24 protein-coding genes and 1 pseudogene are annotated in these 25,654 nt (G+C 70.2%); 14 read left to right on the plus strand and 11 right to left on the minus strand.

Annotation, left to right across the window (positions count from 1 at the left end; all coding sequences use genetic code 11):
* Positions 1-75: 75 nt before the first annotated feature.
* Positions 76-1,002: pseudogene (locus ABD191_RS17665) on the plus strand (IS3 family transposase); the annotation flags it as partial.
* Between the two features lie 391 nt (positions 1,003-1,393).
* Here the strand turns inward: ABD191_RS17665 and sepH are convergent.
* The 3 genes from sepH to ABD191_RS17680 all read right to left on the minus strand — a co-directional run bounded on the left by sepH (position 1,394) and on the right by ABD191_RS17680 (position 4,876).
* The gene (sepH, locus tag ABD191_RS17670) at positions 1,394-2,416 is read right to left on the minus strand and encodes a septation protein SepH (RefSeq protein ID WP_344082968.1); all 1,023 of its coding nucleotides are present in this window, start codon (positions 2,414-2,416) and stop codon (positions 1,394-1,396) included.
* A gap of 126 nt (positions 2,417-2,542) precedes the next feature.
* Entirely contained in the window at positions 2,543-3,676 is a 1,134-nt protein-coding gene (serC, locus tag ABD191_RS17675) for a phosphoserine transaminase (RefSeq protein ID WP_344082970.1), read from the minus strand.
* A gap of 96 nt (positions 3,677-3,772) precedes the next feature.
* Positions 3,773-4,876: a citrate synthase 2 gene (locus tag ABD191_RS17680; protein ID WP_344082972.1), complete on the minus strand. Its 1,104-nt coding sequence runs from the start codon at positions 4,874-4,876 to the stop codon at positions 3,773-3,775.
* 213 nt (positions 4,877-5,089) lie between these two features.
* Between ABD191_RS17680 and pdxH the strand changes: the two genes are divergently transcribed.
* The 5 genes from pdxH (at position 5,090) to ABD191_RS17705 (ending at position 8,909) form a co-directional block, all read left to right on the plus strand.
* A complete protein-coding gene (gene pdxH, locus ABD191_RS17685) occupies positions 5,090-5,728 on the plus strand; it encodes a pyridoxamine 5'-phosphate oxidase (protein WP_344082974.1) in 639 nt (212 codons plus the stop codon).
* Between the two features lie 89 nt (positions 5,729-5,817).
* Positions 5,818-6,741, plus strand: a complete 924-nt coding sequence (locus ABD191_RS17690; RefSeq protein ID WP_344082976.1) for an aldose 1-epimerase family protein — start codon at positions 5,818-5,820, stop codon at positions 6,739-6,741.
* 18 nt (positions 6,742-6,759) lie between these two features.
* Positions 6,760-7,359 (plus strand): nitroreductase family protein, encoded by a 600-nt coding sequence (locus ABD191_RS17695; RefSeq protein ID WP_344082978.1) that lies wholly within the window; start codon positions 6,760-6,762, stop codon positions 7,357-7,359.
* A 76-nt stretch (positions 7,360-7,435) separates the two neighbouring features.
* Positions 7,436-7,726 carry a type II toxin-antitoxin system VapB family antitoxin gene (locus ABD191_RS17700; RefSeq protein WP_344082980.1) on the plus strand — a complete coding sequence of 97 codons (291 nt, stop codon included), beginning with the start codon at positions 7,436-7,438 and terminating at the stop codon, positions 7,724-7,726.
* 10 nt (positions 7,727-7,736) lie between these two features.
* A complete protein-coding gene (locus ABD191_RS17705) occupies positions 7,737-8,909 on the plus strand; it encodes an acyl-CoA dehydrogenase family protein (RefSeq protein ID WP_344082982.1) in 1,173 nt (390 codons plus the stop codon).
* Positions 8,910-8,917: 8 nt separating this feature from the next.
* Here the strand turns inward: ABD191_RS17705 and ABD191_RS17710 are convergent, their stop codons facing one another.
* Entirely contained in the window at positions 8,918-9,682 is a 765-nt protein-coding gene (locus tag ABD191_RS17710) for a CDP-alcohol phosphatidyltransferase family protein (protein ID WP_344082984.1), read from the minus strand.
* Positions 9,683-9,914: 232 nt separating this feature from the next.
* Between ABD191_RS17710 and ABD191_RS17715 the strand changes: the two genes are divergently transcribed.
* Positions 9,915-10,661, plus strand: coding sequence for a DUF4230 domain-containing protein (locus ABD191_RS17715; RefSeq protein WP_344082986.1), 747 nt, complete (start codon positions 9,915-9,917; stop codon positions 10,659-10,661).
* On the opposite strand, the gene ABD191_RS17720 is transcribed toward ABD191_RS17715, so the two are convergent.
* From ABD191_RS17720 to ABD191_RS17740, 5 genes are all read right to left on the minus strand, one after another.
* Positions 10,625-12,700, minus strand: coding sequence for a hypothetical protein (locus ABD191_RS17720; RefSeq protein ID WP_344082988.1), 2,076 nt, complete (start codon positions 12,698-12,700; stop codon positions 10,625-10,627). The genes ABD191_RS17715 and ABD191_RS17720 overlap by 37 nt on opposite strands.
* An 88-nt stretch (positions 12,701-12,788) precedes the next feature.
* Positions 12,789-14,630: a CDP-glycerol glycerophosphotransferase family protein gene (locus tag ABD191_RS17725; protein WP_344082990.1), complete on the minus strand. Its 1,842-nt coding sequence runs from the start codon at positions 14,628-14,630 to the stop codon at positions 12,789-12,791.
* A gap of 190 nt (positions 14,631-14,820) precedes the next feature.
* A complete protein-coding gene (locus tag ABD191_RS17730; RefSeq protein WP_344082992.1) occupies positions 14,821-16,638 on the minus strand; it encodes a CDP-glycerol glycerophosphotransferase family protein in 1,818 nt (605 codons plus the stop codon).
* Between the two features lie 48 nt (positions 16,639-16,686).
* Positions 16,687-17,394 carry an SDR family NAD(P)-dependent oxidoreductase gene (locus ABD191_RS17735; RefSeq protein WP_344082994.1) on the minus strand — a complete coding sequence of 236 codons (708 nt, stop codon included), beginning with the start codon at positions 17,392-17,394 and terminating at the stop codon, positions 16,687-16,689.
* Positions 17,387-18,076 (minus strand): IspD/TarI family cytidylyltransferase, encoded by a 690-nt coding sequence (locus ABD191_RS17740; RefSeq protein WP_344082996.1) that lies wholly within the window; start codon positions 18,074-18,076, stop codon positions 17,387-17,389. The genes ABD191_RS17735 and ABD191_RS17740 overlap by 8 nt, the downstream gene beginning before the upstream one ends.
* 361 nt (positions 18,077-18,437) lie before the next feature.
* Between ABD191_RS17740 and ABD191_RS17745 the strand changes: the two genes are divergently transcribed.
* The 7 genes from ABD191_RS17745 (at position 18,438) to ABD191_RS17775 (ending at position 23,217) form a co-directional block, all read left to right on the plus strand.
* Entirely contained in the window at positions 18,438-19,253 is an 816-nt protein-coding gene (locus tag ABD191_RS17745) for an ABC transporter permease (RefSeq protein ID WP_344082998.1), read from the plus strand.
* 5 nt (positions 19,254-19,258) lie between these two features.
* Entirely contained in the window at positions 19,259-20,005 is a 747-nt protein-coding gene (locus ABD191_RS17750) for an ABC transporter ATP-binding protein (protein ID WP_344083000.1), read from the plus strand.
* A gap of 126 nt (positions 20,006-20,131) precedes the next feature.
* Positions 20,132-20,632 (plus strand): GNAT family N-acetyltransferase, encoded by a 501-nt coding sequence (locus ABD191_RS17755; protein WP_344083002.1) that lies wholly within the window; start codon positions 20,132-20,134, stop codon positions 20,630-20,632.
* Positions 20,629-21,678: a pseudaminic acid synthase gene (gene pseI, locus ABD191_RS17760; protein ID WP_344083004.1), complete on the plus strand. Its 1,050-nt coding sequence runs from the start codon at positions 20,629-20,631 to the stop codon at positions 21,676-21,678. The genes ABD191_RS17755 and pseI overlap by 4 nt, the downstream gene beginning before the upstream one ends.
* Before the next feature lie 52 nt (positions 21,679-21,730).
* Positions 21,731-22,297 carry a hypothetical protein gene (locus ABD191_RS17765; protein ID WP_344083006.1) on the plus strand — a complete coding sequence of 189 codons (567 nt, stop codon included), beginning with the start codon at positions 21,731-21,733 and terminating at the stop codon, positions 22,295-22,297.
* Between the two features lie 32 nt (positions 22,298-22,329).
* Positions 22,330-22,791: a helix-turn-helix domain-containing protein gene (locus tag ABD191_RS17770; RefSeq protein ID WP_344083008.1), complete on the plus strand. Its 462-nt coding sequence runs from the start codon at positions 22,330-22,332 to the stop codon at positions 22,789-22,791.
* Between the two features lie 9 nt (positions 22,792-22,800).
* A complete protein-coding gene (locus ABD191_RS17775) occupies positions 22,801-23,217 on the plus strand; it encodes a VOC family protein (RefSeq protein ID WP_344083010.1) in 417 nt (138 codons plus the stop codon).
* On the opposite strand, the gene ABD191_RS17780 is transcribed toward ABD191_RS17775, so the two are convergent.
* Together ABD191_RS17780 and ABD191_RS17785 are read right to left on the minus strand one after the other, a co-directional pair.
* Positions 23,204-24,343: a damage-control phosphatase ARMT1 family protein gene (locus ABD191_RS17780; protein WP_344083012.1), complete on the minus strand. Its 1,140-nt coding sequence runs from the start codon at positions 24,341-24,343 to the stop codon at positions 23,204-23,206. The two genes, ABD191_RS17775 and ABD191_RS17780, sit on opposite strands and share 14 nt — an antisense overlap.
* Positions 24,340-25,323 carry a glycosyltransferase family 2 protein gene (locus ABD191_RS17785; protein ID WP_344083014.1) on the minus strand — a complete coding sequence of 328 codons (984 nt, stop codon included), beginning with the start codon at positions 25,321-25,323 and terminating at the stop codon, positions 24,340-24,342. The genes ABD191_RS17780 and ABD191_RS17785 overlap by 4 nt, the downstream gene beginning before the upstream one ends.
* Positions 25,324-25,654: the final 331 nt, after the last annotated feature.

Below are 25,654 nucleotides of genomic sequence, written 5' to 3' on the forward strand. Positions count from 1 at the left end.
ACTACGCCGCGCTAATGAGATCTTGAAGGCGGCGTCGGCTTTCTTCGCGGCCGAGCTCGACCGGCCACACACACGCTCGTGAGATTCATCGACGAGTACCGGGCCCGCTTCGGCGGAGTCGAGCCGATCTGCCGTGTCCTGACCGAACACGGACACAAGATCGCCCCCTCCACCTACTACAAGGCCAAGGCGCTGCCGCCCTCAGCACGTGCCGTCACCGACGCCCAGCTGCTGGAGCTGATCCGGCGGGTCCACGCGGCCAACTACGGCGTCTACGGCGCCCGCAAGGTCTGGGCCCAACTACGCCGTGAGGGCGTGGCGGTGGCCCGGTGCACGGTCGAGCGGCTGATGCGCCAGGCCGGCCTACGCGGCGTCGTGCGGGGCCGCCGAATCCGCACCACCATCGCCAACCCCGACCATCAACGGGCCGGTGACCTCGTGCGCCGCCGCTTCACGGCCGCAGCCCCCAACCGGTGCTGGGTCGCGGACTTCACCCACGTGAGCACGTTCGCCGGCGTCGTCTACGTCTCCTTCGTCGTCGACGTCTACTCCAGGGCGATCATGGGCTGGTCCGCCGCGACGAACAAGCGCACACCCCTGGTCCTCGACGCGTTGGACATGGGTCTGTGGCGCCGCGACCGTGACGGACGCCCCGCCGGCCCCGGCCTGATCCACCATTCGGATGCCGGCTCCCAATACACGTCGTTCCGGTTCACCACCCACCTCCTCGCCTCGGGGATCGACGCCTCGATCGGCACCGTCGGCGACGCGCTGGATAACGCGCTGATGGAATCCACGATCGGCCTCTACAAGACCGAACTGATCAAACCGCGGCGGCCGTGGCGCAGCCTGGCCCAGGTCGAACTGGCCACCGCGGAATGGGTCGACTGGTACAACAACCACCGGCTGCACTCCGCCCTCGGGCACCGCCCACCCGCAGAGTACGAATCGATGTTCTACGCTCACACCGCCCCCGACCAGAAACACCTGGTCACAGCCTGAGGACTCCACCAGACCCGGGGCGGTTCAGACAACACAGTGACGGGGCCCAGCCAAGCTCCTATCAGGTCACGCCGCCCGTCCGGTCACACGCATTTTCGTGACCAGGCCGAACCGGCGACGGATCACTTTCAAGGCACAACCATCGGCCAGCGCTTTTGCGAGTCAGCCGACCCGCCCAGTCACCCCACCATCCTCACTGCGCACCTTGGCCGGCGAGCGCGTGAGAACGCGTGCGGGTTAGGGCGTGGCGGGCTGGGTCAGCGGTCCGCGGCATGATCATGAACGGAGCGATGAACCGTGGCGGTACCAGTGCGTACCGCCACGGTTCGTGTGATCCGTTGGCCTTTCCGGCTCACCTAGGACGGCCGACGAACGTGATCGTCGGCGCGCTCTAGGCGTCGCGGGCCGTGGGGGCGCCGCCGAAGAGGACGTCGTCCCAGCTCGGGGCCCGCTTGCGGGGCTTCTCGGCCGCCGCGGGGGCGTCGTCGCTCGGCTGCTCGCCGGCGGCCGGGCCGCGGCGGGGGCGCAGGACGGCGAGCGAAGGGACCGCGGGCACCTGCTGGGGCACGTCGCGGTCGTCTTCGAAGGCCGACGGCTGCACGGCCGCCGGGCGGCGCGGCTCCGTGGACAAGGGCTCGAGGCTGCGCGTGCCGCCGGTCGGCTGCAGCGGGCGGTCCAGGGACGCGAGCAGGGCGTCGCGGCCCGCGCGGATCGGGTCGCGGCCCGGACGGGCCGGCTCGCGGCGCGGCTCGCTGGCGGGGGCGCGCATCGGCTCGTGACCGCCCCGGCCCGGCTCCGGGCGCGCGGGCTCGCGGCCGCGGACCATCTCGTGGGCCGGCGCGGACCGGTCGGTGCACAGATACTGCGCCATCTCGTCGTGCGGTGTGACGACCTGGCGGGCCTTGTCGAGCTCCCAGACGGCCGTGGCCGTGGCCTTGCCGGACGGCCAGGTCGCCACGATGCGCCACGTGCCGTCGTCGCGCCGGTAGGCGTCCCAGGAGATCTTCTCCAGGTCGACGCCGTGCTGGCCGAGGCGCACATCGACGACCTCAGCCAGTGTGATCTTGCCGACGGTGTCGCCGACCTTCATGCGGGTGCGCCGGGCGTGCTGGGCCAGCATCGCGCGCTCCTGCAGGACCGGGCCCGCGTACCGCAGGACGCGGTCGACCGGGACGCCGGCCACGCGCGCCACCTCGTCGGCGGTCTCGCCGGCGCGGATGCGGGCCTGGATGTCGCGGGGCGCGAGCAACGGCGTCGTCTCCGGCGTTGCCAGCGTCAGCTGCGTGCCGCGCTCGGGTGCCAGGGCGGCGTTGACCCGCTCGTCGAGCGGCAGGGCGAGCAGGTGGCCGATCTCGTCGGCCAGGACGAGGGCGTGACCGTCTTCGGAGAGGGCGACGAAGCGTACCTGTCGCATCGGCGTTCCTCCCTACCGTTGTCGTGCGCCTGCGACCACGGTACGCCGGACGTCAACGTCACGCAGCAGGCCACGCCGGGAGACCTTCCGGGTGATGGCCGAGATGGCCATCACCCGGACACCGTGTCAGGCGGTCGCGTGGGGGAGAAGGTAGTCGATGCAGGCGGTCAGCGCCTCCACGTCGGCCGGGTCGACGGCCGGGTAGAGGGCCACGCGGAGCTGGTTGCGGCCGAGCTTGCGGTACGGCTCCGTGTCCACGATGCCGTTCGCGCGCAGCGCCTTGGCGAGCGCCGCGGCGTCCACACTGTCCGCGAAGTCGATCGTGGCCACCACATTGGAGCGCAGCGCCGGATCGGTCACGAACGGCGTGGCGAGCTCCGAGCGGTCGGCCCAGCCGTAGATGGCCGCGGCGCTCTCCGCCGTACGCTTGGCGGCCCAGCCGAGGCCGCCCTGGACGTTCATCCAGTCGGTCTGCTCGGCGGCCAGGAAGATGGTGGCCAGCGCCGGGGTGTTGTACGTCTGCTGCAGGCGGGACTGCTCCACGGCCGTGGCCAGGTCGAGGAACGCCGGGATGTAGCGGCCCGTCGCCTTGATCTCATCGACCCGGGCGAGGGCGGCGGGCGACATGAGCGCGATCCACAGGCCCCCGTCGGAGGCGAAGCACTTCTGCGGGGCGAAGTAGTACACGTCCGTCTGGGTGAGGTCGACGTCCAGGCCGCCGGCGGCCGAGGTGCCGTCGTGCAGCATGAGCGCGCCCTCGTCGGCGCCGGCCACGCGGACGACCGGGACGGCCACGCCGGTCGACGTCTCGTTGTGCGGGGTGGCGTAGACGTCCACGCCCGCCTCGGCGACCAGCGTGGGCGCGGTGCCCGGGTCGGCCTTGACGACCGTCGGGTCGCCCAGGAACGGCGCCTCCTTGGCGGCCTTGGCGAACTTGGCGCCGAACTCGCCGAACGAGGCGAACTGGCCCCGGTCGCGGATCAGGCCGAAGGTCGCCGCGTCCCAGAACGCCGTCGCGCCGCCGTTGCTGATGATGACCTCGTAGCCCTCGGGCAGGGAGAAGAACTCCGCCAGGCCCGTGCGCAGGCGCTCGACCTGGGACTTCACGGTCTTCTGCCGGTGCGACGTGCCGAGGAAGCTCTCGGCCACCGACGCGAGGGCGGAGACGGCCTCCGGCCGCACCTTGCTGGGGCCGGCGCCGAAGCGACCGTCGGCGGGCTTGATCTCGTCAGGGATTCGGATGTTGCTCAGGTCGGCCACGTCGGTTCCTTCTCCTGGGCGCGGGACGGTCATGGGTGCCGGCGGCGCTGCCACCAGGCATCCTCCCATGACCGTCCGCGACAAAAGCAGCCAGTATCAGTCCGTGTGGATGGTCGCCCAGCCCTCGACGTCCTGTGGCTTGCGGGTGGCCGGGCCGACGTACGTCGCCGACGGCCGGACCAGACGGCCCAGCTTCTTCTGCTCCAGGACGTGGGCGCTCCACCCGGCGACCCGGGCGCAGGTGAACATCGAGGTGAACATGTGCGCGGGGACCTCGGCGAAGTCCAGCACCACGGCCGACCAGAACTCCACGTTCGTGGCCAGCACCCGGTCGGGCCGGCGGGCGTGCAGCTCCTCCAGCGCGGCCTTCTCCAGCGCCTCGGCCACCTCGTAGCGCGGCGCGCCCAGTTCACGGGCGGTGCGGCGCAGGACCCGGGCGCGCGGGTCCTCGGCCCGGTAGACCCGGTGCCCGAAGCCCATGAGGCGCTCCCCCTTGTCGAGCACGCTGCGCACGTACCCGAGCGCGTCGCCCGTACGCTCGACCTCTTCGATCATGTAGAGCACCCGGGAGGGCGCGCCGCCGTGCAGTGGGCCCGACAGGGCGCCGATGCCCGACGAGATGCAGGCCGCCACGTCGGCGCCCGTGGAGGCGACGACCCGGGCGGTGAAGGTGGACGCGTTCATGCCGTGCTCGGCGGCGGACATGAAGTACGCGTCGACGGCCTTGACGTGCCGCGGGTCCGGCTCGCCCCGCCACCGCTTCATGAACCGCTCGACGATCGTCGACGCGGTGTCGATCTCCTTCTGCGGGACGGCCGGCAGGCCCAGCCCGCGGGCGGACTGCGCGACGAACGAGAGCGCGGTGACCGACACGCGGGCCAGGTCCTCACGGGCCTGCGCGTCGGAGATGTCGAGCAACTGGCCAAGTCCCCAGTACGGGGCGAGCATGGCCACGGCGGACTGCACGTCGACCCGGATGTCGCCGGAGTGCACCGGCACCGGGAACGGCTCCGCCGGGGGCAGTCCGGGCCCGAACTTGCCGTCGACGAGCAATCCCCACACGTTGCCGAATGACACCGTGCCGATCAGGTCCTCGATGTCGACGCCGCGGTAGCGCAGCGCGCCGCCGGCCTTGTCGGGTTCCGCGATCTCCGTCTCGAAGGCGACCACGCCCTCCAGGCCCGGCTTGAAATCGGACATCTCATCTCCCTGGACGGTGTGGGCGTCGACGGTGACGCCCAGCAGACTCGTCGCAGTGGGTCGCACCGCGACGGCAGATGGTTATTGGGCCATCTTGCACCGCGTGTAGTCCGGCCGCGAGCCGTCGGCAGTGTGCCGCTTGCGACATCTTCCCCCGCCGTCGAGGGCCGGCGCGGGCGAACGCGGGTATGCCGCGAGGAGTTAGATGGAGCCGTGACCACGCAGATCGCCGCCATGCGGCAGGAGTACGCCCGGCACGGTTTGGCCGAGGACGAACTGGCCCCGGACTGGCTCACGCAGTTCGAACACTGGCTGGCCGACGTGGTGGAGGTCGGGCTCGTCGAGCCGAACGCGATGATCCTGGCGACGGCGGACGCCGAGGGCCGGCCGAGCGCCCGGACGGTCCTGCTCAAGGGCCTCGACGCGCGCGGTTTCACGTTCTTCACGAACTACGGCTCCCGCAAGGGCGGCGAGCTGGCGGTCAACCCGTACTGCAGCCTGGTTTTCCCCTGGTTCCCGGCGGGGCGACAGGTCGTGGTCGGCGGCCGGGCCGAGCGGGTGAGCGAGGCGGAGTCGGCGGCGTACTTCGCGAGCCGCCCGCGCGACGCCCAACTCGGGGCGTGGGCGAGCCCGCAGTCGCGGCCGGTGGCCGACCGGGCCGAGCTGGACGCCCTGCTCGCCGAGGTGACGCGGCGGTTCCCGGACGAGGTGCCCGCACCGCCGCACTGGGGTGGCCTGCGGGTCGTGCCCGACAGCGTGGAGTTCTGGCAGGGCCGCACGGGCCGCCTGCACGACCGGCTGCGATACCGCCGCGACGGGGCCGGGTGGCTCGTGGAGCGGCTGGGACCGTGACGGTCACCCGGGCGCGGTACGCGCTTGCCCGCGGCAATCGGTAGGGTCGCCTGACACATACAGTCCTAGGCGAGCAAAGGCGGGACGACATGGGGTTCATCCCCGGCGGTGAGCAGTGGACCATCAAGGCCGATGGATATGAGGCCGTTGTGGTCGAGGTGGGCGGCGGCGTGCGGGCCCTCCGGTTGGATGGCGTCGAGATCATTGACGAGTACGCCGCGAACGAGCTGCCGCCCGGCTCCTCCGGGCAGGTCCTGGCGCCCTGGCCCAACCGCATCCGCGACGGCCGCTACACCTTCGGCGGCGTCTCCCACCAGCTCGGGCTCTCGGAGCCGGTCCGGCATACCGCCATCCACGGCCTGGTCAACTGGGTGCGCTGGAGTGAGCTGGAGGCCGGCCCGGACCGGGTCGTGCTCGGCTACGACCTGCCGGCGCAGCCCGGGTACCCGTGGCCGTTGCGCCTGCGCTCCGAGTGGTCCGTCAGCGCGGACGGGCTGCGCGCCGCCCACGAGGTGACGAACCTGGGCGACGAGCCGGCCCCGTTCGGCTTCTCCGTCCACCCGTACCTCAAGGTCCCCGGACTTTCGGGAGTCGACGAGGCGCTGCTGCGCGTCCCGGGGCGCAGCCGGCTGCTCACGGACGCGCGGCTGCTGCCGATCGGCGCGGCCCGCGTCGCCGGCACCGAGTTCGACTTCACCGAGCCGCGCCAGCTCGGCAAGCTGGTGCTGGACACCGCGTTCGGCGACGTGGCGCGCGGGCCCGACGGGGGCTCTGCCGTCGAGCTGTCCTCGGCGGCGGGCGCCCGGGTGCGCGTCTGGGCCGACGAGAAGTTCGGCTGGTGGCAGGTGTTCACGAGCGACACGCTGAGCGGGGAGCGCTACCGCCGGGCGGCCGCGATCGAGCCGATGACCTGCCCGCCGGACGCGTTCCGCTCGGGCCGCGACGTCATCGTCCTGGAGCCGGGCGGGAGCTGGCAGGGCGCTTGGGGCATCGACGCCCGGCTGCCCGGCTGAACGGCCAGGATAGGGCGTATGGAATTTCGTGACGTGGTGCGCCGGCGGCGGATGGTCCGTAACTACGACCCCGACCGCCCGGTGCCCCCGGAGATCGTCGACCGGTTGCTGGAGCATGCCACCCGGGCCCCGTCGGCCGGATTCTCCCAGGGCTGGGGTTTTCTCGTCCTGGAGTCGCGGGAGGACCGGGAGCGGTTCTGGGCGGCGGCGACCCCGAAGACCGACCAGTGGCAGCAGTGGCTCGTCAACATGCGCACCGCCCCGCTGATCGTCGTGGCGCACAGCAACAAGAGCGCCTACCTCGACCGGTACGCCGAGCCGGACAAGGGCTGGACCGACCGCGACGAGTCGCACTGGCCCGTGCCGTACTGGGACATCGACGCCGGCATGGCGAGCCTGCTCATGTTGCTCACGGCCGTCGACGAAGGGCTTGGGGCGTGCTTTTTCGGGGTACCACCGGAGCAGGTCACCGAGTACCGGGAGGCGTTCGGCGTGCCGAAGGAGTTCACGCCGATCGGGGCCGTCAGCGTGGGCTACCGCGCCGACGACCACCGGTCGAAATCGTTGAAGCGGGGCCGCAAGCCGGTCGAAGAGGTGGTTCACCGCGGCCGGTGGTGACGCCGGCACCCGCGGTGGCGCGGAGTCGGTAGGCTAGCGCCGGCGGTGGTGGTGTGACCGGAGGGGAGGGTGGGTCGTGATCTTCAAAGCTGTGCAGGAAGGGCAGCCATACCCGGAGCACGGCATGACGATGAAGCAGTGGGCCGAGATCCCGCCCCGTCCGGTGCGGCTCGACCAGCTCATCACCACAAAGCGTGAGCTGGGACTCGACCGGCTGCTCGCGGACGACTCGACCTTCTACGGCGACCTGTTCCCGCACGTGGTGCAGTGGGACGGCGGTCTCTACCTCGAGGACGGCGTGCACCGGGCGCTGCGCGCCGCGCTGCAGCAGCGCACCAGCATTCACGCGCGGGTGCTCGTGCTTTAGGTTGGGCGGCATGCCGTCCCGCGTTTCACCGCTTGAACTGCTCGAACTCGACTCACTGTTGAGCGAGGACGAGCGCGACATCCGCGCCGTCGTGCGCCGCCTCGTGGACGCGCGCGTGCGCCCCCATGTGGCCGGTTGGTTCGAGGAGGGCCGCGCCCCGACGCGCGAGCTGGCCCGCGACTTCGGCGCGCTGGGGCTGCTCGGCATGCACCTGACCGGGTACGGCTGCGCGGGCGCCTCCGCGGTCGCGTACGGCCTGGCCTGCCACGAGCTGGAGGCCGCCGACTCCGGCGTGCGCAGCCTCGTGAGCGTCCAGGGGTCGCTCGCCATGTACGCCATCTGGCGGTACGGCTCCGAGGAGCAGAAATCCACGTGGCTGCCCTCGATGGCCACGGGTGAGGCGATCGGGTGCTTCGGGCTGACCGAGCCCGACCACGGCTCCGACCCGGGTTCCATGGACACGCGGGCGCGCCGCGACGGCGATGAGTGGGTGCTGCACGGCACGAAGATGTGGATCACGAACGCGCCGGTGGCGGACGTCGGGGTCATCTGGGCACGCGTCGACGATGTCGTGCGTGGTTTCGTCGTACCGATGTCGACGCCCGGCGTGACCGCCAACGAGATCAGGCACAAACTGTCGCTGCGCGCGTCCTCGACGGGCGAGATCGTGCTCGATGAGGTGCGCCTGCCCTTGTCGGCTGAGCTGCCGGCCGCGGACGGGTTGAAGGCGCCGCTGTCGTGCCTCACCGAGGCCCGCTACGGGATCGTGTGGGGCGCGCTCGGCGCCGCGCGTGACTGCCTGGAGACCGCGATCTCGTACGCCTGCTCGCGCGAGCAGTTCGGGCGGCCGATCGCCGGGTTCCAGCTCACCCAGGCCAAGCTGGCCGACATGGCGCTGGAGCTGCAGAAGGGCTACCTGCTGGCCCTGCACCTCGGCCGGCTCGCCGACCGCGGCGCGCTACGGCCCGCGCAGGTCAGCGTCGGCAAGCTCAACAACGTCCGGGAGGCGCTGGAGATCGCCCGTGGGTGCCGCACGATCCTGGGCGCGAACGGCATCAGCCTCGAGTACCCCGTCCTGCGGCACTCGGCCAACCTGGAGAGCGTGCTGACCTACGAGGGCACCTCGGAGATCCACCAACTGGTGATCGGCCAGCACCTGACGGGCATCCCGGCCTTCACCTGACGCGGGCGCTAGACGATGACCGGGGCGTGCTCGGTGGTGCGCTTGCGGAGCTTGGCGACCTGGCGGTTGAACGTGCGGGTCGACAGCCAGAACTGGAAGATCATCGCGAGCTCGAAGAGCAGCAGGAACGAGCCGAAGATGATCGTGACCGGCATGACGGCGTCGAGGGCCGGGCCGAGGATGAAGATCGCCATCTGGAACTCGATGGCGCTCACCAGCTGGGCGCGCATCCGGTGCCGGGTGAGGAAGTCCCGCACGGCCAGGAAGCGGCCCAGCCTGTCCCGGGTGCCGGTGGACAGCTGGCTGAACGAATCGACCGGGCCGGCGGCCGGCGCGGCGGACTGGTCGTTGGCCTGCAGATCCTCCAGTTGGCGGCGCATCTGCTCGCGGGCCTGGACCATGGTCTGCCCGTTCACGTACCGGAACAGGTTGAGGAAGATGACGACCCCGCCCAGCACGACGAAGGCGACGTTGTCCGTGCGGGCGTACTGCCCGCCCATGAGCGCGACCGTGCAGATCACGACCAGCAGCCGGTCGAAGATGAAGTCCAGCCACATGCCGAAGATCGAGCCGGTGCCCATGAGGCGGGCGAGCTTGCCGTCCATGCAGTCGATCACGAAGCTCAGGTAGTAGAGGCCGGCACCGGCGAGCAGCCAGCCGTGCGAGCCCTGGGCGAAGCACGCCGCCGCGAGGCAGCCGAGCGTGAACGCCATGGCGGTGAGCCGGTTCGGGGTGATCCACGGATGGCGGGCCGCCCACTTGACCAGCCGCATCGCGATAGGGTCGACGAGTAGCACGGTGAACCAGGCGTCGCGGGCCTTCGAGGACGCCCGGACCTGCTCCAGAGTGATCGCGTTCAGCGTTAGCTCCCGGTGTTCACATGCCCGCCGCTGTGGGGTCACCCTACCTGAGGCCGGCCGTATGAACGCGGCCGTGGTTGGCGTCGCTTAATGTCGGGCATATTCCGTACCGTGGGTCGCACACAGTGTGAGGGGAAGGTGCGCGATGGCTACCGACCAGCCAGATCGCGATAACGTCGAACCGACGCCGACCAGGGAGAACCCGACCGTTCCGCTCGACACGGCGCCGCCGGCCGACGACCGTCGCTCCGGCCGGTGGTTCCGGCGGTTCCTCGCCCTCATCGGCACGGTGGGCCTCGTGATCGCCGCGGTGCTGGGCCTGAAGATGGTGGATCTGTGGCCCGACTTCAAGAACCCCTTCGCCACGGAGAAGACCGACCGCAGTGGCCCCGTGCTGCTCAAGTCGATCCAGGACCTCAGCCGTTACGTGGCCGCGGAGGGCAGCTTCCAGGTCCTCATCGACCTGCAGGAGAACAACAAGTACGTGCCGGACTTCATCTTCAACGACCGCACGCTGTTCGTCGGGGCCGGCACGGTGAACGCCTATGTCGACTTCTCGACGCTGGGCGAGGGCGCGATCAAGGAGTCGGCCGACGGCAAGTCCATCGAGATCACCCTGCCGGCGCCCCAGCTCGAAAAACCCAACCTCGACCACGACCGCAGCTACGTCTACGACGAGGACCGCGGCCTGATCAACCGGGTGGGCGACCTGTTCGGCGGCGATCCCAACCGCCAGCAGCAGGTCTACCAGCTCGCCGAGGACAAGATCGCGCAGGCGGCCCGGGAGAGCGAGCTGCAGGCGCGCGCCCAGCGCAACACCGAGCAGATGCTCACGTCCATGCTCAAGTCCCTCGGCTACGAGAACGTGAAGGTCACCTTCGCGTCGCCCTGACGGTCCTTCTCCGCCCACGAGGTGCGGCTCCCGTTGAGCCCGGTCCTGCCGTAGGGGCGCGCGATCAGCGCCTCCAGCGCTGATCGCCAGCGCGTCATGGCCGAGGGTGAGTCCGGGCCCAGCAGGTACGCGCGGGTGGCCGCGCGCTGCGCGGCGAGTACGTCGCCGCCGGGCGTACGGGCGGCGTTGACCAGGTCGGCGAGCCCACCGATGCCGGCCGGGGTCAGCACGTGCCCGCCGCGCGCGGCCGTGTGCCGCTGGCGGAACGCCGCCTCGTCGCCGCCGCCGGGGTCGCACACCACGTACGGCCGGTCGGCGGCGAGGAAGTCCGACACGACCGCCGAGACGTCCGCGATCATCAGGTGGGCCTCGTTGAAGCACGAGTACAGGTCGGGCCAGGGCCCGGTGACCACTCGATGGGCCCATGAGCCCTCGCTGGCCCAGAACGCGGCGCACCGGGCCCGTTGGGCGGCGACCAGCGCCGCGAGACGCTTCGGGTCGGGCCGGCCGTGGGCGAGCGCGTGCGCGGTGTTGTCGGACCACGGGCCCCGGACCGGGCCCTCGGCGAGCAGCCGGCCCAGGGAGTCCAGGCGCTGCCGCGCGGCCGCGCGCGCGGGCTCCTCGGCGGCGATGACGGCCACCCGGGCCGGGTCGGCGGCACGCGCGTCCGTGTCGTTGGCGAGCAACCCGACGATCGCCTGGTGGGCCCGGCGGGCGGCCGGGTCCAGGTAGCCGGTGAGCGGGTGCGGCTTGTAGATGACCCGGACCTCCGGGTCGAGCGCGAGCAGCGCGCGCACGATATCGGGACCCATCGCCACCAGCGAACTGACCGCGAGGTCGTCGGCCCACCCCTCCCACGTCGGGGCGTACAGGACGGTGAACGGTCCCGCCGGCTGTCCGGTGTGGACGGCGTCGACCTGGGGGCGGCCCACCTCCACGATGGACTCGTCGCGCACCGCCCCACCCGCGTCGCGGTACCGGTCGCGGCCGGCCGGCCCGGCCACCCACACCTCGTCGTACGCCCGGGTGAACGGGTTCGTGCTGGCGCTCTTGTCGCTGTCCCCGTGGGCGATGAACACGTGCCGCACGCCGTTGCGGCGCAGCATGTGGATGTTCTTGCCGGCGTTGCCGGGGTAGAGCACGACGCGCAGGTCGGGCAGGTCCAGGTCCATGACGTCCGGGCCACCCGGCACGCACACGATCGGCAGCGCGGTCGCTCCGATGCGCATGACGTTCGGCCGTTCGCGGACCAGGATCATCGTGCGCCGGTCGAGGCCGGCGAGCGTGTCGAGCCACGTGTCCACCTGGTACGTGGTGTTCGCCCCGGGCCCCATGCTGAAGTAGAGGATCACCTCCGGCCGGTACGCGCGGACCTGGCGCAGCACCTCGGCCCGCAGCCGACGCGTATCGGCGAGGACGCGGTGGCGCAGCAGCTGGATGCCGGCGGCGGTGAGGAGAACGGCCCCGGCGGCGAGGCTCACCGCGAAGCCGGCCACGGTCGCGGCGCGGCCGCCCGTGAAGAGGTCGATGAGGACACCCGCCACGGCGGGGGCGCTGAGCAGCTTCAACGCGTGGCTGTCGCCCGGCGGCAGCCAGCGCGGCGGCGCGCCGGGCAGGCGCAGCGCCGACAGGTCGAGGTTGCGGGTCGGCATGGGCAGCCGGCGCAGGGTGGCCAGGGCCCGCAGCGCGGCGCAGGCCGCCCCGCGTAGGCCGGACACAACCAGCAGGAGCACGCTCACGACCACCACGGTGGTGGCCGAGTAGCCGCCCTCGCGCAGCAGCAGCAGCGGCAGGGCACCGTCGCGCAGGAGTCCCCGGGTGGTCGTGCCGAGGCCGGCCCGGTTCAGCCGCGCGGACAGGCGCGGCGCGTGCCGGGGCAGGAGCACCTCACCGGCGAACGCGGCGGCCATGGCGACCGCGAACAGGACCGGGGCCGGCAGGAGAGCCGCCAGGTAGAGCACCGGACCGGCCGCGGCCAACGCGAGTGTCCATCGTGGGATGGACCGCTCGGCTGGCCGTTGTTGAGCAGGGGCAGCCATGGCTAAAGCACCTCCGGCCTGGGCCATCACGCTGCCTCGACGCTAGCAGCGGACGGCCCGGGCCGGAGCCGGTTCGCGCGGAGAGGCCTCAGCCCGCCGGTGCGTGCGGGCTCACGTCCTCAGTGGGATCCAGGTACCCGACGAGAGCCGGGCCGGGCGACACCGGTACCGCGAGGCCGTCGCCGTCGGCCGCGTTGACCGCCTCCTCGGTGGCGGCGGCGGCCTCCTCGGCCATCGCCGAGATGGCGGCGGCCGCCGGGGTTGTCGCCGTGGCGGCGCGCCGGGGGCAGTCGAGCACCCGGTTGGCCTCCCTGACGAACACGTCGGCGTATCCCTCGGCGGGAAAGTCGCCCAGGTAGTACGTCTTGACGGCCCGCCGTACCGCGGCCAGCGGGTCGGAGACGAGCAGGTTGTCGAGCACCTCGGCGAGGTTCGAGGCATCGCGCTTGATCACGTACGTGCCCTTGACGATGGGGGCGGCGCCCAGCAGCTCGTCGCCCTCGTCGTTCATGTCGGTCACCGCGAACGGTTTCTCTGAGTACAGGTAGTCCGAGATGACGCTGGAGATATCGGCGATCATGGCGTCGGCGCGGTTGGCCCAGTCGGCGAACTGGCCGGCTGCGGCCGCCGCGCCCCAGACGTGCCTACGTTTGCTGACCGCGCGGTCCTCCGCCAGGACGCGTTCCAGCTCCGCGAGGTTCGCGGCGGCCTGTGCGTTCTTCGCCGTCATCGGGTGGGCGCGCAGGATCACCGTGACATCGCGCCGGAACAGCTCGCGAACGATCTGTTCGCCGATCTCCAGCGAGCAGTGGTTGGTGTCGGTGAAGAACCCGGTCCACGTGGGCGCGTACAGCACGGTCTTGTTCGCGATCTCGGAGATCGGCGTGGCGACTACGCGGACCGATTCGACCTGTGGGCGGCCGACGATGCGGAACTTCTCGGCCGGCATGTGGATGCCGTTGCGCGCGTACCGGTCGATCGCCGCCTGGCCGGCCACGAAGAGCTCGTCGAACATCGCGTTCACCGGGTTGTAGCTGGCGGTCTTCTCGCTGTCGCCGTGCAGCAGCTGCACGTGGGTGAGTTCGTGGAACCGTACGGCCTGGCCGTTCTTCATGCCGTTGTTGACGTAGAAGATCGCCCTGAGGCTGGGCACCATGGACGCGTCCAGGGCGGCGATGGTGGGGCAGTGCACCACGGGCACGCTCGTGGCGTCCGCCACGACGTCGAAGGACCGCCTGTCGCGCACGATGACCGCGAACCTGCGGTCGAGCCGTTTCAGGTACGGCAACCACATGAACACCTGGTACGCGCTGTCGGGCGGCGAGTCCCAGTGCAGGTAGAAGTCGGGCTTGAAGTGGTCAAGCGCCCGGGTCAGGTCGCCGCGACCGCCGTTGCGGTACGACCTCGTGTACAGCGCTTCGAGGATCAGTCCGCCGTAGAGCACGCCCACCGCGAGCGCGCTGACGAGCAGTACCCACGAGGGCCACTGGAGGATCGTGGCCGCCGCCGGCAGCAGGATGAGGCCGCAGTCAGCTAGGTAGACGGTGTTCCTGTTCAGCACCCGGGTGTGTGGGCGGCCGCGCATCCGCAGGTGCCGAACCTGGAAGGCCGGATTGACCAGTTTGACCAACCCGTTCTCCATGCTGATGTATCCCATGGTGAGTGTCGCGGCCAGGCAGAACGCCCAGTCGATCTCCGGCACGCTCGCGGCGTACGTGGCGAGCGTGCCGGCGGCGAGGACCGTGTGACTGACGATGAACCTGCCGAGCCCTCGCGTCCCATGCCGGACGAAGTTGACCGTGAGGGCCACGGCGACGACCGCGAGGCCCACCCAGTGCCATGGAGTGCCGACAACGATGACGAAGCTGATGACAGCGAGCGCATTGGCCGTGACCGGACCGAGGGCACGCAGCAGTGTCTGTCGGAGCATGTTCCTCCTGCCTGGGGGAGGGACGGCGGGAGACGAATGAATGTGACCGCATACCCCGGGGAGCGGTGTCGTAAACCCCGTCGTACCCGTCGCCAGACGGTAGCGGCGCGGTCACCGAGCACGAGCGGGAACGAAAAAACCTCACCGGGCAGGGGGACCTGCCCGGTGAGGATGTGAACGCGGTAGGTGGTCAGCTGGCGGTGGAGAACTCCTCGTCCTCGACGGAGGAGCGTTGCGAGATCACGTACGCGTGCCGCCCGTACGACTCGGCGTCGTCGTCATCGTCGTTCTCCTTGACCTCCATGACGACCTTGGTGGGGATGGGTGCGACGCCATTGAGCACCTCGCCCATGGTGGGCCGGGTCAGGGTGCGGCGAGCCTGCTCCACGAAGCCGTCGGCGTACCGCTCGGTGGGGAAGTCGCCGAGGTAGTACGCCTTGAGCTGCTGCCGGATCTCGGCCTTCGGGTCGTCGCCGAGCAGGTGCCCGACGACCTCCGCGACGTTCGACATGTCGTGGCGCAGCTGGTAGGCGGCGCCGAAGATCCGTGCCGAGGCCTCCATCTGGTCGCCTTCGTTGAGCATGTCGGTGACCGCGAACGGCTTCTCCGAGTAGAGGAAGTCGGACACGACGCTGGAGACGTCGGCGATCATGGCGTCGGCCTTGTTGGCCCAGTCCACGAATTCGCCTGCCGACGTGGCGTCGCCCCACAGGTGCTTGCGCTTGGTGGCGGCCCGGTCCTTCGCGAGGATCCTCTCGAGTTCCGCGAGCTGGGCGGCGGACTTGGCGTTCTTCGTCGTCAGCTGGTGGTGCCGCATGATGACGGTGACGTCCGGCCGGGCGAGGAGCGCTTTGAGGATCTTGTGACCGACCGCGAGCGAGCAGTGGTTCGTGTCGCCGAAGTAGCCGATCCACGTCGGCGCGTAGAGCACGACCTTGTGCTTGATCTCACTGATCGGCGTTCGTACGACCTTGACGTTCTCGACCTGGGGGCGCCCCACGATCCGGAACTTCCCGGCGGGAATGTCCACGCCGTTCTGTGCGTACCGGTCCTGGCCAGCCTGCCCGGCCACCCAGATCTCGTCGAACATGGCGGTGATCGGGTTGTAGCTCGGCTGCTTCTCGCTGTCGCCGTGCAGCAGCTGGACGTGCGTGAGCTCGGCGAAGCGCACCGTGTGCGTGTTCTTCGCGCCGTTGTTGACGTAGAAGACGGCCTTGAGGCTCGGCGCCATGACGGCGTCGACGTCGGAGATGCTGGAGGCCAGCACCACCGGCCGGTTGGTGATCCCGGCCATCACATCAACGTTGCGGCGGCGGCGCACGACGATCGCGAACCGCGCGCCCACCCGCTCCAGGTACGGCAGCCACATTTCGACCTGCCGCACGGAGGCCGCCGGAGCGTCCCAGTGGATCAGGAACTCCGGCTGGTAGCGGGTGAGCGCCGCGATGATGTCGTCGCGGCCGGCGCTGCGGTAGGTCTTCGTGTAGATGGACTCCAGGGCCAGCGCGCTGTGGAGCAGGCCGACCGCGATGACGGCCACAAGCGCGAGCCAGGACTGCAACTCGATGATCGGCGCCAGGGCGAACAGCGCGACGAGCGCACAGTCCGCGTAGAAGACGACCGTCGCGTTGACGAGCCAGCTGAGCGGCCGCCCGGACACCCGCAGGTGGCGGGAGTCCATGGGCAGGAGGGACACCCGGTTGAGCACTGTCTCCATGCTGATGTAGCCCAGGGTGAGGGCTGCGGAGATGTTGAACGCCCAGTCCACCTCGGCCGGCAGGAAGCGGATGAACGCCGCGAGCACGCCACCAGCGACCAGCGCCCGACTGACGAGGTAGCGACCGAGCCCGTTGCCGTCGCGGTACAGGACGGTGACGGCGAGTGTCGCGGTCACCAGCGCCAGGGTCACCCACCGCCACGAGGTGCCGACCGCGATGACGAACGCCAGGACGGCAAGCAGGTTCGCCGTTACCGGGCCAAGAAAGCGCTGGAAAGCTTGCTTGATCATTTCTCTCCTGCGAGGGGTCAAGAGATGGAATGGTTTTGCAGGGCAGCGCTAAAGCCGAACGACGATGTTTTGGCTGTCGATGTAGCGACCCACGTCAGAGGCGAGCATGTGCATGACGTCGGCGACGTGCTCAGGCTGCATGATCGTGGTGGGGTCCTCGTCCGGGGCGAGGGTCTTGCGCAGATCGGTGGCGCAGCGGCCGGGAGAGATGCACACGACCCGCGTACCGAAGATCGCCAGCTCCTCCCGCATGACCTCGCTCATCGCGATGAGCGCGGCCTTGGACGCCGAGTAGGTCAGCCAGCCGGAGCGACCGTTGATGCCGGCCGTCGACGCGACATTGATGACCGTCTGGAACGTGTTGCCGCTGCGCAGCAGCTCCTGCACGATCGTGAACGGCGCGTACAGGTTGACGGCGATCGTCGTCTCGAAGTCGCTGAACTGGATCTGCTGGATCGCCGTCGGGGCGGTGTAGCCCGCGTTGTTGATCAGAATGTCGACCTGGCCGACGTGGTGCATGACGTCCTTGACGAGGCCGACGGCCAGGGCGCGGTCGGCGAGGTCGACGTCGAAGGAGTGGATCTTCTTGTCGTACGGGTTGTCGGCGCGCAGGCTCTCGACCGTGTTGGCGAAGTCCTTGGACTCGCGGGCGACGAGGACCAGGTCGGTGACGCCGTTGTCGGAGCGCAGGAACTTCTCGGCCGTACGCATGCCGATGCCGCGCGAGGCGCCGGTGATCATGACGGACTTAGACATCGCTCACCTCGGTGCTGAGCAGGTAGCCGGCCAGGCGCACATCGGTCGGCGTGGTGACCTTGAAGTTGCGGTCCGCTCCGTCGAGGAACCGGACGTCGAACCCGGCCACCGCGCAGAGGGTGGCGTCCTCGGTGAAGGTGACACCCTCGCGGTCGGCGTACTCATGAGCCTTGGCGAGCGTCGAGGCGCGGAACTTCTGAGGCAGCTGCACGTTGCGCAGCCGCGAGCGCTCCAGCGAACCGGTGACCTGGTGGGTCTCCGGGTCGACCGGGGCGACCGTGAACGGGATCTCCAGCATGAAGCTGACGTCGTCGTGGGGGTGCGCGATCAGGGCGCGGAAGTCGTCCGCGGTGATCAGCGGGCGCGCCGACTCGTGCAGGATGACGTGCTCGTTGCGGCAGTGGGGGAGCATCGCGGCCACGGAATCGTGGCGCGACTTGCCGGCGGCCACGTACGTGATCGGCGTCTTGATCGCGTAGTCGGTCGCGATCTTCTCGACGTCGTCACGCCAGCCGTCGGGAAAGTTGAGCACGATCTGCGTGATCTCCGCCACGGCGTCCGCGGCGATCAACGAGTACACCAGGATGGGGATCCCGTTGACGTGGATGAACTGCTTGGGACGGCCGGCCGCGACACGCGTGCCGATACCGCCGTTCAGCAGGGCGAGACTGTACAAAACCATGATCCTTTCCCGTGCTGCGCCGCGTCGCGCCGTACGACCCTAACGTGCGGGGGACGGCGGGTGAAGTCCAGGCAGAAAGGCCTGGTGGGAGGGCCGGTCATGCCATTGTGCCGCGACCGGCGCGGTAGCGGAACTGTGCCGCACGCTATACGCAGCGTAACTTCAGGATATGACAGCATTGCTTAACGTCACCTCCCGGCCGGCTGCGGATCCACCGACCGGCCGTTGGCGGGCACCGATTTGGCCCTGCTACGGTGGGGCGCCGGTCGCCGCCGGCGCCGTCTGAGGGCCACCCCCCGTGGTCGCGCAGCTGTCAGGGAGTCCCCGCGGTGAAGAACATCTGGCACGTGCGGAGGCCACGTTGACCTCCAACATCGTCGCCGTTTGGCAGAGTCGGTCGGTGCTCGGGCTGCTCGTCCGGCGTGACCTGACAGTCAAATACCAGCAGTCCGTGCTGGGCTACCTCTGGTCGCTGCTCGAACCGCTCGCGGTCGCGGCCACCTACTGGTTCGTCTTCGGCTACCTCTACAACACCAGGGGGGCCCTGGACGGCGCGCCGTACCTGGTGTTCCTGGCCTCCGGCCTGTTCGCGTGGCAATGGACGTCCGCGGTGCTGGGCGAGGCCACCACGGCGCTGACCGCCCAGTCCCGCCTGATCACCACGATCAAGGTGCCGCGCCAGGTCTTCCCGATCGGCCGGGTCTTCGGCAAGTTCTTCGAGTACCTCGCGGCGCTGCCGGTCGTGTTCCTGGTCGCCGGCATCTACGCCATCCTGGGTGACTACCACTTCACCTGGCACATCCTGATCCTGCCGTTCGCCATCGCGGTGCAGGGCGTCTTCCTCATCGGCATCGCCCTGCTGCTGTCCTCCGCGAACGTGCTCCTGCGCGACGTCGAACGGTTCATCCGGCTGCTCAACCGGATCCTGTTCTACTCCGCGCCGATCATCTATCCCCTGGCGATGGTCGAGAAGGCCGGCATGCCCGGCTGGGTGATGGCGATCTACCAGGCCAACCCACTGGTCGGCATCACCCAGTTGCACCACTCCGCGTTCCTGCCACAGGAGTTCCCGAACGCCACGCTGCTGGCCACGACGTTGACCGAGTGCGTCATCATCTTCCTTGTGGGATGGTTCTTCTTCCGCCGGGTCGAACCGGCCGTGCTGAAGGAGCTGTGAGCCGCGTGGGCCACCCGATCATCATCGCGGACAACGTCGGGGTGAAGTTCGTTCGCAGCCGCCGGCGCAACACGAAGCTGCGCGACTTCTTCGTCCAGGGCGGCAAGCGCCGGCTGAAGGTCGACGAGTTCTGGGCGCTGCGCAACCTCTCCTTCACGATCCACGCCGGCGAGGCGGTCGGCGTCATCGGCCGCAACGGCACCGGCAAGAGCACTCTGCTCAAGATCGTCGCCGGGGTGCTCATCCCGGACGAGGGCCGCGTCCACACGTACGGGCGGGTCGCCCCGTTGCTGGAGCTGTCCGCGGGCTTCTCCAACGACCTGACCGGCCGGGAGAACGTGCAGCTGGTCGGCGCGCTGCACGGCATGAGCCGCGAGGAGCTCAAGGAGAAGCTGCCGAAGATCATCGAGTTCGCCGGCGACCAGGTGGCCGCCGCGATCGACACGCCCGTGCGGCACTACTCCTCCGGCATGCGGGTGCGCCTCGGCTTCGCCGTGATCGCCCAGCTGCCGCACCCCATCCTGCTGGTCGACGAGGTGCTCGCCGTCGGCGACAAGGAGTTCCGCAACAAGTGCTACAAGACCATCGAGAAGATGCTCTCCGAGGGGCGCACCCTGTTCCTCGTGTCGCACAGTGAGGGCGACCTCAAGCGGTTCTGCAAGCGCGGCCTCTACATCAACGCCGGCCACATGGAGGTCGACGGCCCGATCATGGACGCGCTCGACGCGTACAACGGGCTCGTTCGCACGTGATTCACCCGCCCGCCACCCGGTGATGGGGGCGCGGTAAACCCAGCGTGAGTGCATGGCTGCGGTCATGTTCACCCCCGTTGGGAGTCCTCATGGTGTCCGCACCTCTGCTGACGGTGGCGGTCGGTCGTGTCGCCTGATCGCGTACTGCGGCCGGCTACCGACGCCGACCGCGACGCCGTGCTCGACTGGCGCAATCACCCGCAGGTGCGCCGCGCGAGCCTGACCTGGCACGAGATCGGCCCCGCCGAGCACGCCGCGTGGTGGGCCGCTGTCCGCGCCGATCCCACCCGCCGTCTCATGATCTACGAGCGCAGGGGTACGCCGGCCGGCGTGGTGACGTTCGCCGACCTCGACGCCGACGTGGCGGTGTGGGGCTTCTACCTCGACGTCGCGTCCCTGGAGGCCGCCGGCGACCTGCTGCCCGCCTGGCTGGAGCTGGAGCGGGCGGCCGTCGACTTCGCGTTCGACGAGCTGGGCGTGGGCGCGCTCGGCGGCGAGACGCTGGCCTGGAACACCCCGGTCATCGCGCTGCACCGGCGCTTCGGGTTCGAGGTCACGAGCACCTGTGCCGTGGACGTGGACGGCATGCCCGAAGAGGTCGTGTGGATGCGGAAGGGCAGGTCATGAGAGCAGTGAAACTGGGTGGGTATCCGGTGGGCCCCGGCGAGCGGCCGTTCGTGATCGCGGAGATGTCGGGCAACCACAACGGTTCGCTGGACCGGGCGCTCGCGATCGTGGACGCGATCGCCGCGTCGGGCGCCCAGGCGATCAAGCTACAGACGTACCGCCCCGACACGATCACGATCGACGCCGACGGCCCGCGGTTCCGCATCTCCGACGGTCACGACCTGTGGGGCGGCGAGCGGCTGTGGCAGCTCTACGAGCGGGCGCACACCCCGTGGGAGTGGCACGGGCCGATCTTCGAACGGGCCCGGTCGCACGGGCTGGTGCCGTTCAGCTCGCCGTTCGACCCGACCGCGATCGACCTGCTGGAGTCCCTGGACGCCCCCATCTACAAGATCGCTTCCTCGGAGCTGGTCGACCTGCCGCTCATCCGGCTCGCCGCGGGTACGGGCAAGCCGCTCATCATCTCCACCGGCATGGGCACGGTCGCCGAGATCGCCGCGGCCGTCTGCGCCGCCCGGGAGGCCGGCTGCGTCGACCTGGTGGTACTCGCGTGCACGGCCTCCTACCCGGCGCCGGCCGCCGACAGCAACCTGCGCCGCATCCCGGTCCTCGCGGACCTGTTCGACGTCGTCGTGGGCCTGTCCGACCACACGCCCGGCCTGGGCGCGGCCCTCGCCTCGGTCGCCCTGGGCGCCCGGGTCATCGAGAAGCACGTGACCCTGGACCGGGCGGACGGCGGCGTCGACTCGTCGTTCTCGCTCAACCCCACCGAGCTGGGTGCCCTCGTCGTCGAGTCGGAGCGCGCGTGGGCCGCGCTCGGCGGCGTACGCATCGGCCCCACCGAGGCCGAGCGGGAGGGGCTACGGTTCCGCCGATCGCTGTTCGTCGTGCGCGACGTGCGCGCCGGCGAGGCGGTCAGCCCCGACAACGTGCGCTCGATCCGGCCCGCCGGGGGGCTCGCGCCGGACACCTTCGCCACGGTCGAGGGTCGGATCTTCCGGACCGACGTGCCGCGCGGCACCCCGTTGACCTGGGAACTCATCTAGCGTGGCGCGCGACCCTCTCGCGGATTGCGGGCGGCCGTGACACGCTGCGATCATGTCGCGTCGTGCCTGGCTGGTGATCGGCGGCGCCGTCGTCCTCGTCGCCGCCGGACTCGGCGCGTGGACGTGGTCGCGCGCCGAACCCGGTGGCGAACTGCGGACCGGCACGTACACGGCCACGGTGCGGGGCACCAATGTCGACGGCGCCCCGTTCGAGGCGCGCGGCGAGCTGGTGGTGAGCGCGCCGGGCCAGGAGCTGCCGTACAAGTGGTGCCTCAAGGTCGGCCTGCCGGCCGGTGACCCGAAGCCGGGCGCCATCTGGTTCGGCTCCCACGGCGCCTGCTTCGGCGCCGGCCGCGTCAGCCCGGTCATCACGTGGCGACGGTCCGGCGCCGAGCACGTCCTCGTCCCGCTCAACCCGCCGCCGTCCGTGCGGGAGAGCCTGAACAGCTTCTACGCCACCAGCGTCCCCATGGCCGAGGCCAACCAGCCCGACGGCGGCGCGGTCCGCTTCCGCGCCGACGGCGACACCCTCACGGGCACGATCGACCTGACGGGCGTCGCCATGGGCAACGCCAAACGCGGCGCCTACACCGCCACCTTCACCGCGTACCGCTCGTAGGACTGTCAGCCGGTGTTCCTAGAGTGGGGCGGGTGAGCGCTGCGCCGCGGCGGGCCGCCGACGATCTGCTGGTGCACCTGCGCCGGGCGCGCGACTACGCCGACCGTCACTACGCCGACCCCGTCGACCTGAGCACTCTCGCCGGGGTCGCGGGCATCAGCAAGTACCACTTCCAGCGGTTGTTCACCACCACCTACGGGCTGTCGCCCGCGGCGTACGTGTCGGCGCGGCGCGTGGAGCGCGCACAGGACCTGCTGCGCGCCACCAACCTCACGGTCACCGAGGTGTGCCACGCGGTCGGGTTCTCCAGCCTCGGGTCGTTCAGCAGCCGGTTCCGGGAGATCGTCGGGGAGTCGCCGAGCGAGTTCCAGCGGCGCTGGGCGGCTACCGGGGCGCCGCGGATCCCGGGGTGCTTCGTGTTCATGTGGGGACTGGCCGAACGGCGTGGCCCTGTCGCAAGCGAGGAGAAGTCGCCGCCGGCCGGCTGCGCCTAGGCTGCCCATATGATCACTAACGTTTCGATCGTCAGCGTGTTCGTCAAGGATGTTGACGCGGCCAAGGCCTTCTACATCGATGTTCTCGGCTTCGCGGAGCACACCGACGTCCAGCTCGGTGACTACCGCTGGTGCACGGTCAAGCACCCGACCCAGCCGGAACTGCAGATCCACCTGACCATTCCCGGTCCGCCGATCTCGCCGGAGATGGTCGCCGCGATCACCCGGGCGCAGGACGAGGGCGGCATGTTCGGCATCGGCGTGAACGTCGACGACTGCCACCGGACCTACGACGAACTGTCGGCCAAGGGTGTCGAGTTCCTCCAGAAGCCCGAGGAGCGCCCGTACGGGGTGGAAGCGGTGGCCCGCGACAACTCCGGCAACTGGATGGTCATGGTCGAGCCGCGCGAGTTCACCCCGGCGTGAGGTTGGTCTGGACGAGGGCGTGGGTGGCGGTCGTGCGCCATGGTTCGCCGGTCGCGTCCAGGGCCGCGAGGGTGTCGGGCGCGACGCCGACGAGGGCGTCGGACTTCAGGGTGCGCAGGGTGACGAACCGGCCGGGGAAGTAGCCGGCCGCGGTGACGATCGGCGTCGTCGCGGGCCAGTGACGGTCGCCGACGAGGCGGCGGTAGTTCAGGTCGCCCTTGAGGATCGTCAGGTCCGCGGCGGCGAACGTGGCCAGCAGGTCCGCGGGGGCCCGGTCGTACGGGTACGGCGCGCAGTAGAACGCATGCGTGTCCAGTGTCAGCCGGCCGGCGCCCGCGGCCGCCCGCAGCCGGTCCGCGACCGGCGCGGGGAGCAGGCGCAGGGCGGTGTGCACGTCCGACGTGGTCGCGTCGGAGACGAACGTCGGTTGGGGCTTGACGTGCAGCGCCACGGTGCCGGCCCGGCCGGTGGCGAGCAGGAAGTCGATCAGGATCAGGTCGGCGATGATCTCCTGGCCGGCGTTGTCGGCGACCACCACGAGCGCCAGGCCGGCGTCGCGGCGCAGCACGCCCCACACGGCGGCGCTCTCATCGGCCACCAGCCCGACCGCGTCCGCCCCGGCGTGCTCGCCGCCGACCTTGAAGCCGAGGTCGTTGAGGTTGCCCCACAGCGACCCCAGCAGGAGCTGCTGGGCACGTTCCGGCTCGGGGAGGTCGTCGTCGAGCGGCTCCGGCGCGTACCCCTGAAGATCTTCGGTCTTGAGGAACCCGAACGGGTCGTGGCCGAACCACGGGCCGGGGCGGAAATAGTCGACCGCCTCGAGCAGGCGGCGGTAGAAGTACCCCTCGGCCCACAGGAACGGGGCGTCGGGCCACGGCTTGCCGAGGTGCTCGCGGCACCACGCGTCCCACGTCCCGTGGTCGTGCGCGGTGCGCGGCAACGCCGTGATCACCCCCTGGACGGTCTCCTCGCACAAGGCGTCGAGGGCGTCGCGGAGGTGCGGCGGGTACAGGTGCGCGTCGCGGATCCGCGCGAGCAGCCTCGGGTGGCGCCGCCGCCAGACCCCGTAGGGGTACGTGCCGGGAACATTGCTGAGGATCTCCGGGACGTCGGCGAGAGCGGTCACCGGGTGTCGAGCTCCACGTCGTCGAGGGTGTCCGCCGTGGGCGCGGGCGCGGCCGAGTCGTAGCCCACGAAGTACGTCGGGCGGTGCTGGACGGTGGCGTAGATGCGGCCCACGTACTCGCCGAGCAGGCCCAGGCAGACGAGTTGCACGCCGCCGAGGAGGAGCACGGCCAGGAACAGCGACATCCAGCCCGGCACGGTCGCGCCGGCGAGCCAGACCACCGCGCCGAACCCGAGCAGCACCAGGCAGACGAGGAAGGCGAAGACGCCCAGATAGGTGGCCAGGCGGAGGGGGGCGGCCGAGAAGTTGGTGATGCTGTCGATGGCGAGGCGCACCATCTTGCCGATGGGATACTTGGTCTTGCCGGCGACCCGCTCCTCGCGCACGTAGGCGACCTCGCCGCTGGCGAAGCCGAGCGACGGCACGAGCATCCGGTAGACGGGTTGCCGTTCCGGCAGTGCTTTGAGGGCGTCCACCACCGGCCGGCGCAGCAGCCGGAAGTCTCCGGCGTGGCGGGGCATCCAGGAGCCCACGAGCTTCTGCATGATCGCGTAGTAGAGGCCGGCCGTGGTGCGCTTGAAGAACGAGTCCGTGGTCCGGTCGGACCGCACGCCGTAGACGATGTCCAGATTGTCGTCCTTGGCCAGCCGCAACATGTCGGCGATCTTCTCGGGCGGGTCCTGCAGGTCGGCGTCGATGCTGACGACGTACGTGCCGAGGGAGCGGTGCAGGCCGGCGGTGAGTGCGGCCTGGTGGCCGGCGTTGCGGCGCAGCCGGATGACGCGCAACTGCGGCCACACGCGCCGCATGGCGATCAGGTGCTGCGGCGTCTCGTCGTGGCTTCCGTCGTCGACCGCCACCACCTCGTACGACACGCCCAGGTCGTCGAGCACTGGGCGCAGCCGCTCCGCCAGGGCCGGCAGCGCCTCCTCCTCGTTGTACATGGGAATGACGACCGAGAGTTCGGTAGGTGTGGGCACTGGTGTCCTCTCCGAGGTGCCTGACCTGGGACGAAGTGGTGCGACTATCGACGCGCGTGTGGTCTCAAACTATCGCAGCCGCCGGTCGATGTCGCCGGCTCCCGGTCGGTTGGGCTGTTGATACGGCTGGACGGCCTGACTCCGTTGCGTAATGGCCAGCTGGGGCGACCAGACCCCCACCCGCCCCCTTTGCTCTGCTTACCTATACGCAACGCTTACGGTAGGTGAGCATCGCTGTGTAATCGGTCAGATGCCTTTAGTGATGTCACCTGGTGAATCCATGTGATGCGTATGAGTAAGCAGAGCAAAGCGCGGGGGGAGGGTCTGGCGG

Source organism: Luedemannella helvata (assembly GCF_039528415.1).
Classification (GTDB): domain Bacteria; phylum Actinomycetota; class Actinomycetes; order Mycobacteriales; family Micromonosporaceae; genus Luedemannella; species Luedemannella helvata.

Coding starts and splice junctions, on each gene's coding strand:
- ABD191_RS17680 (WP_344082972.1), bottom strand. CDS start 4,876: ATGTCCGATTTCAAGCCGGGCCTGGAGGGCGTGGTCGCCTTCGAGACG.
- ABD191_RS17710 (WP_344082984.1), bottom strand. CDS start 9,682: ATGCGGCTGGTCAAGTGGGCGGCCCGCCATCCGTGGATCACCCCGAAC.
- ABD191_RS17740 (WP_344082996.1), bottom strand. CDS start 18,076: ATGGTTTTGTACAGTCTCGCCCTGCTGAACGGCGGTATCGGCACGCGT.
- ABD191_RS17725 (WP_344082990.1), bottom strand. CDS start 14,630: ATGCTCCGACAGACACTGCTGCGTGCCCTCGGTCCGGTCACGGCCAAT.
- ABD191_RS17695 (WP_344082978.1), top strand. CDS start 6,760: ATGGAATTTCGTGACGTGGTGCGCCGGCGGCGGATGGTCCGTAACTAC.
- ABD191_RS17730 (WP_344082992.1), bottom strand. CDS start 16,638: ATGATCAAGCAAGCTTTCCAGCGCTTTCTTGGCCCGGTAACGGCGAAC.
- ABD191_RS17720 (WP_344082988.1), bottom strand. CDS start 12,700: ATGGCTGCCCCTGCTCAACAACGGCCAGCCGAGCGGTCCATCCCACGA.
- ABD191_RS17765 (WP_344083006.1), top strand. CDS start 21,731: ATGTCGCGTCGTGCCTGGCTGGTGATCGGCGGCGCCGTCGTCCTCGTC.
- ABD191_RS17715 (WP_344082986.1), top strand. CDS start 9,915: ATGGCTACCGACCAGCCAGATCGCGATAACGTCGAACCGACGCCGACC.
- pseI (WP_344083004.1), top strand. CDS start 20,629: ATGAGAGCAGTGAAACTGGGTGGGTATCCGGTGGGCCCCGGCGAGCGG.
- ABD191_RS17735 (WP_344082994.1), bottom strand. CDS start 17,394: ATGTCTAAGTCCGTCATGATCACCGGCGCCTCGCGCGGCATCGGCATG.
- ABD191_RS17690 (WP_344082976.1), top strand. CDS start 5,818: ATGGGGTTCATCCCCGGCGGTGAGCAGTGGACCATCAAGGCCGATGGA.
- ABD191_RS17705 (WP_344082982.1), top strand. CDS start 7,737: ATGCCGTCCCGCGTTTCACCGCTTGAACTGCTCGAACTCGACTCACTG.
- ABD191_RS17775 (WP_344083010.1), top strand. CDS start 22,801: ATGATCACTAACGTTTCGATCGTCAGCGTGTTCGTCAAGGATGTTGAC.
- sepH (WP_344082968.1), bottom strand. CDS start 2,416: ATGCGACAGGTACGCTTCGTCGCCCTCTCCGAAGACGGTCACGCCCTC.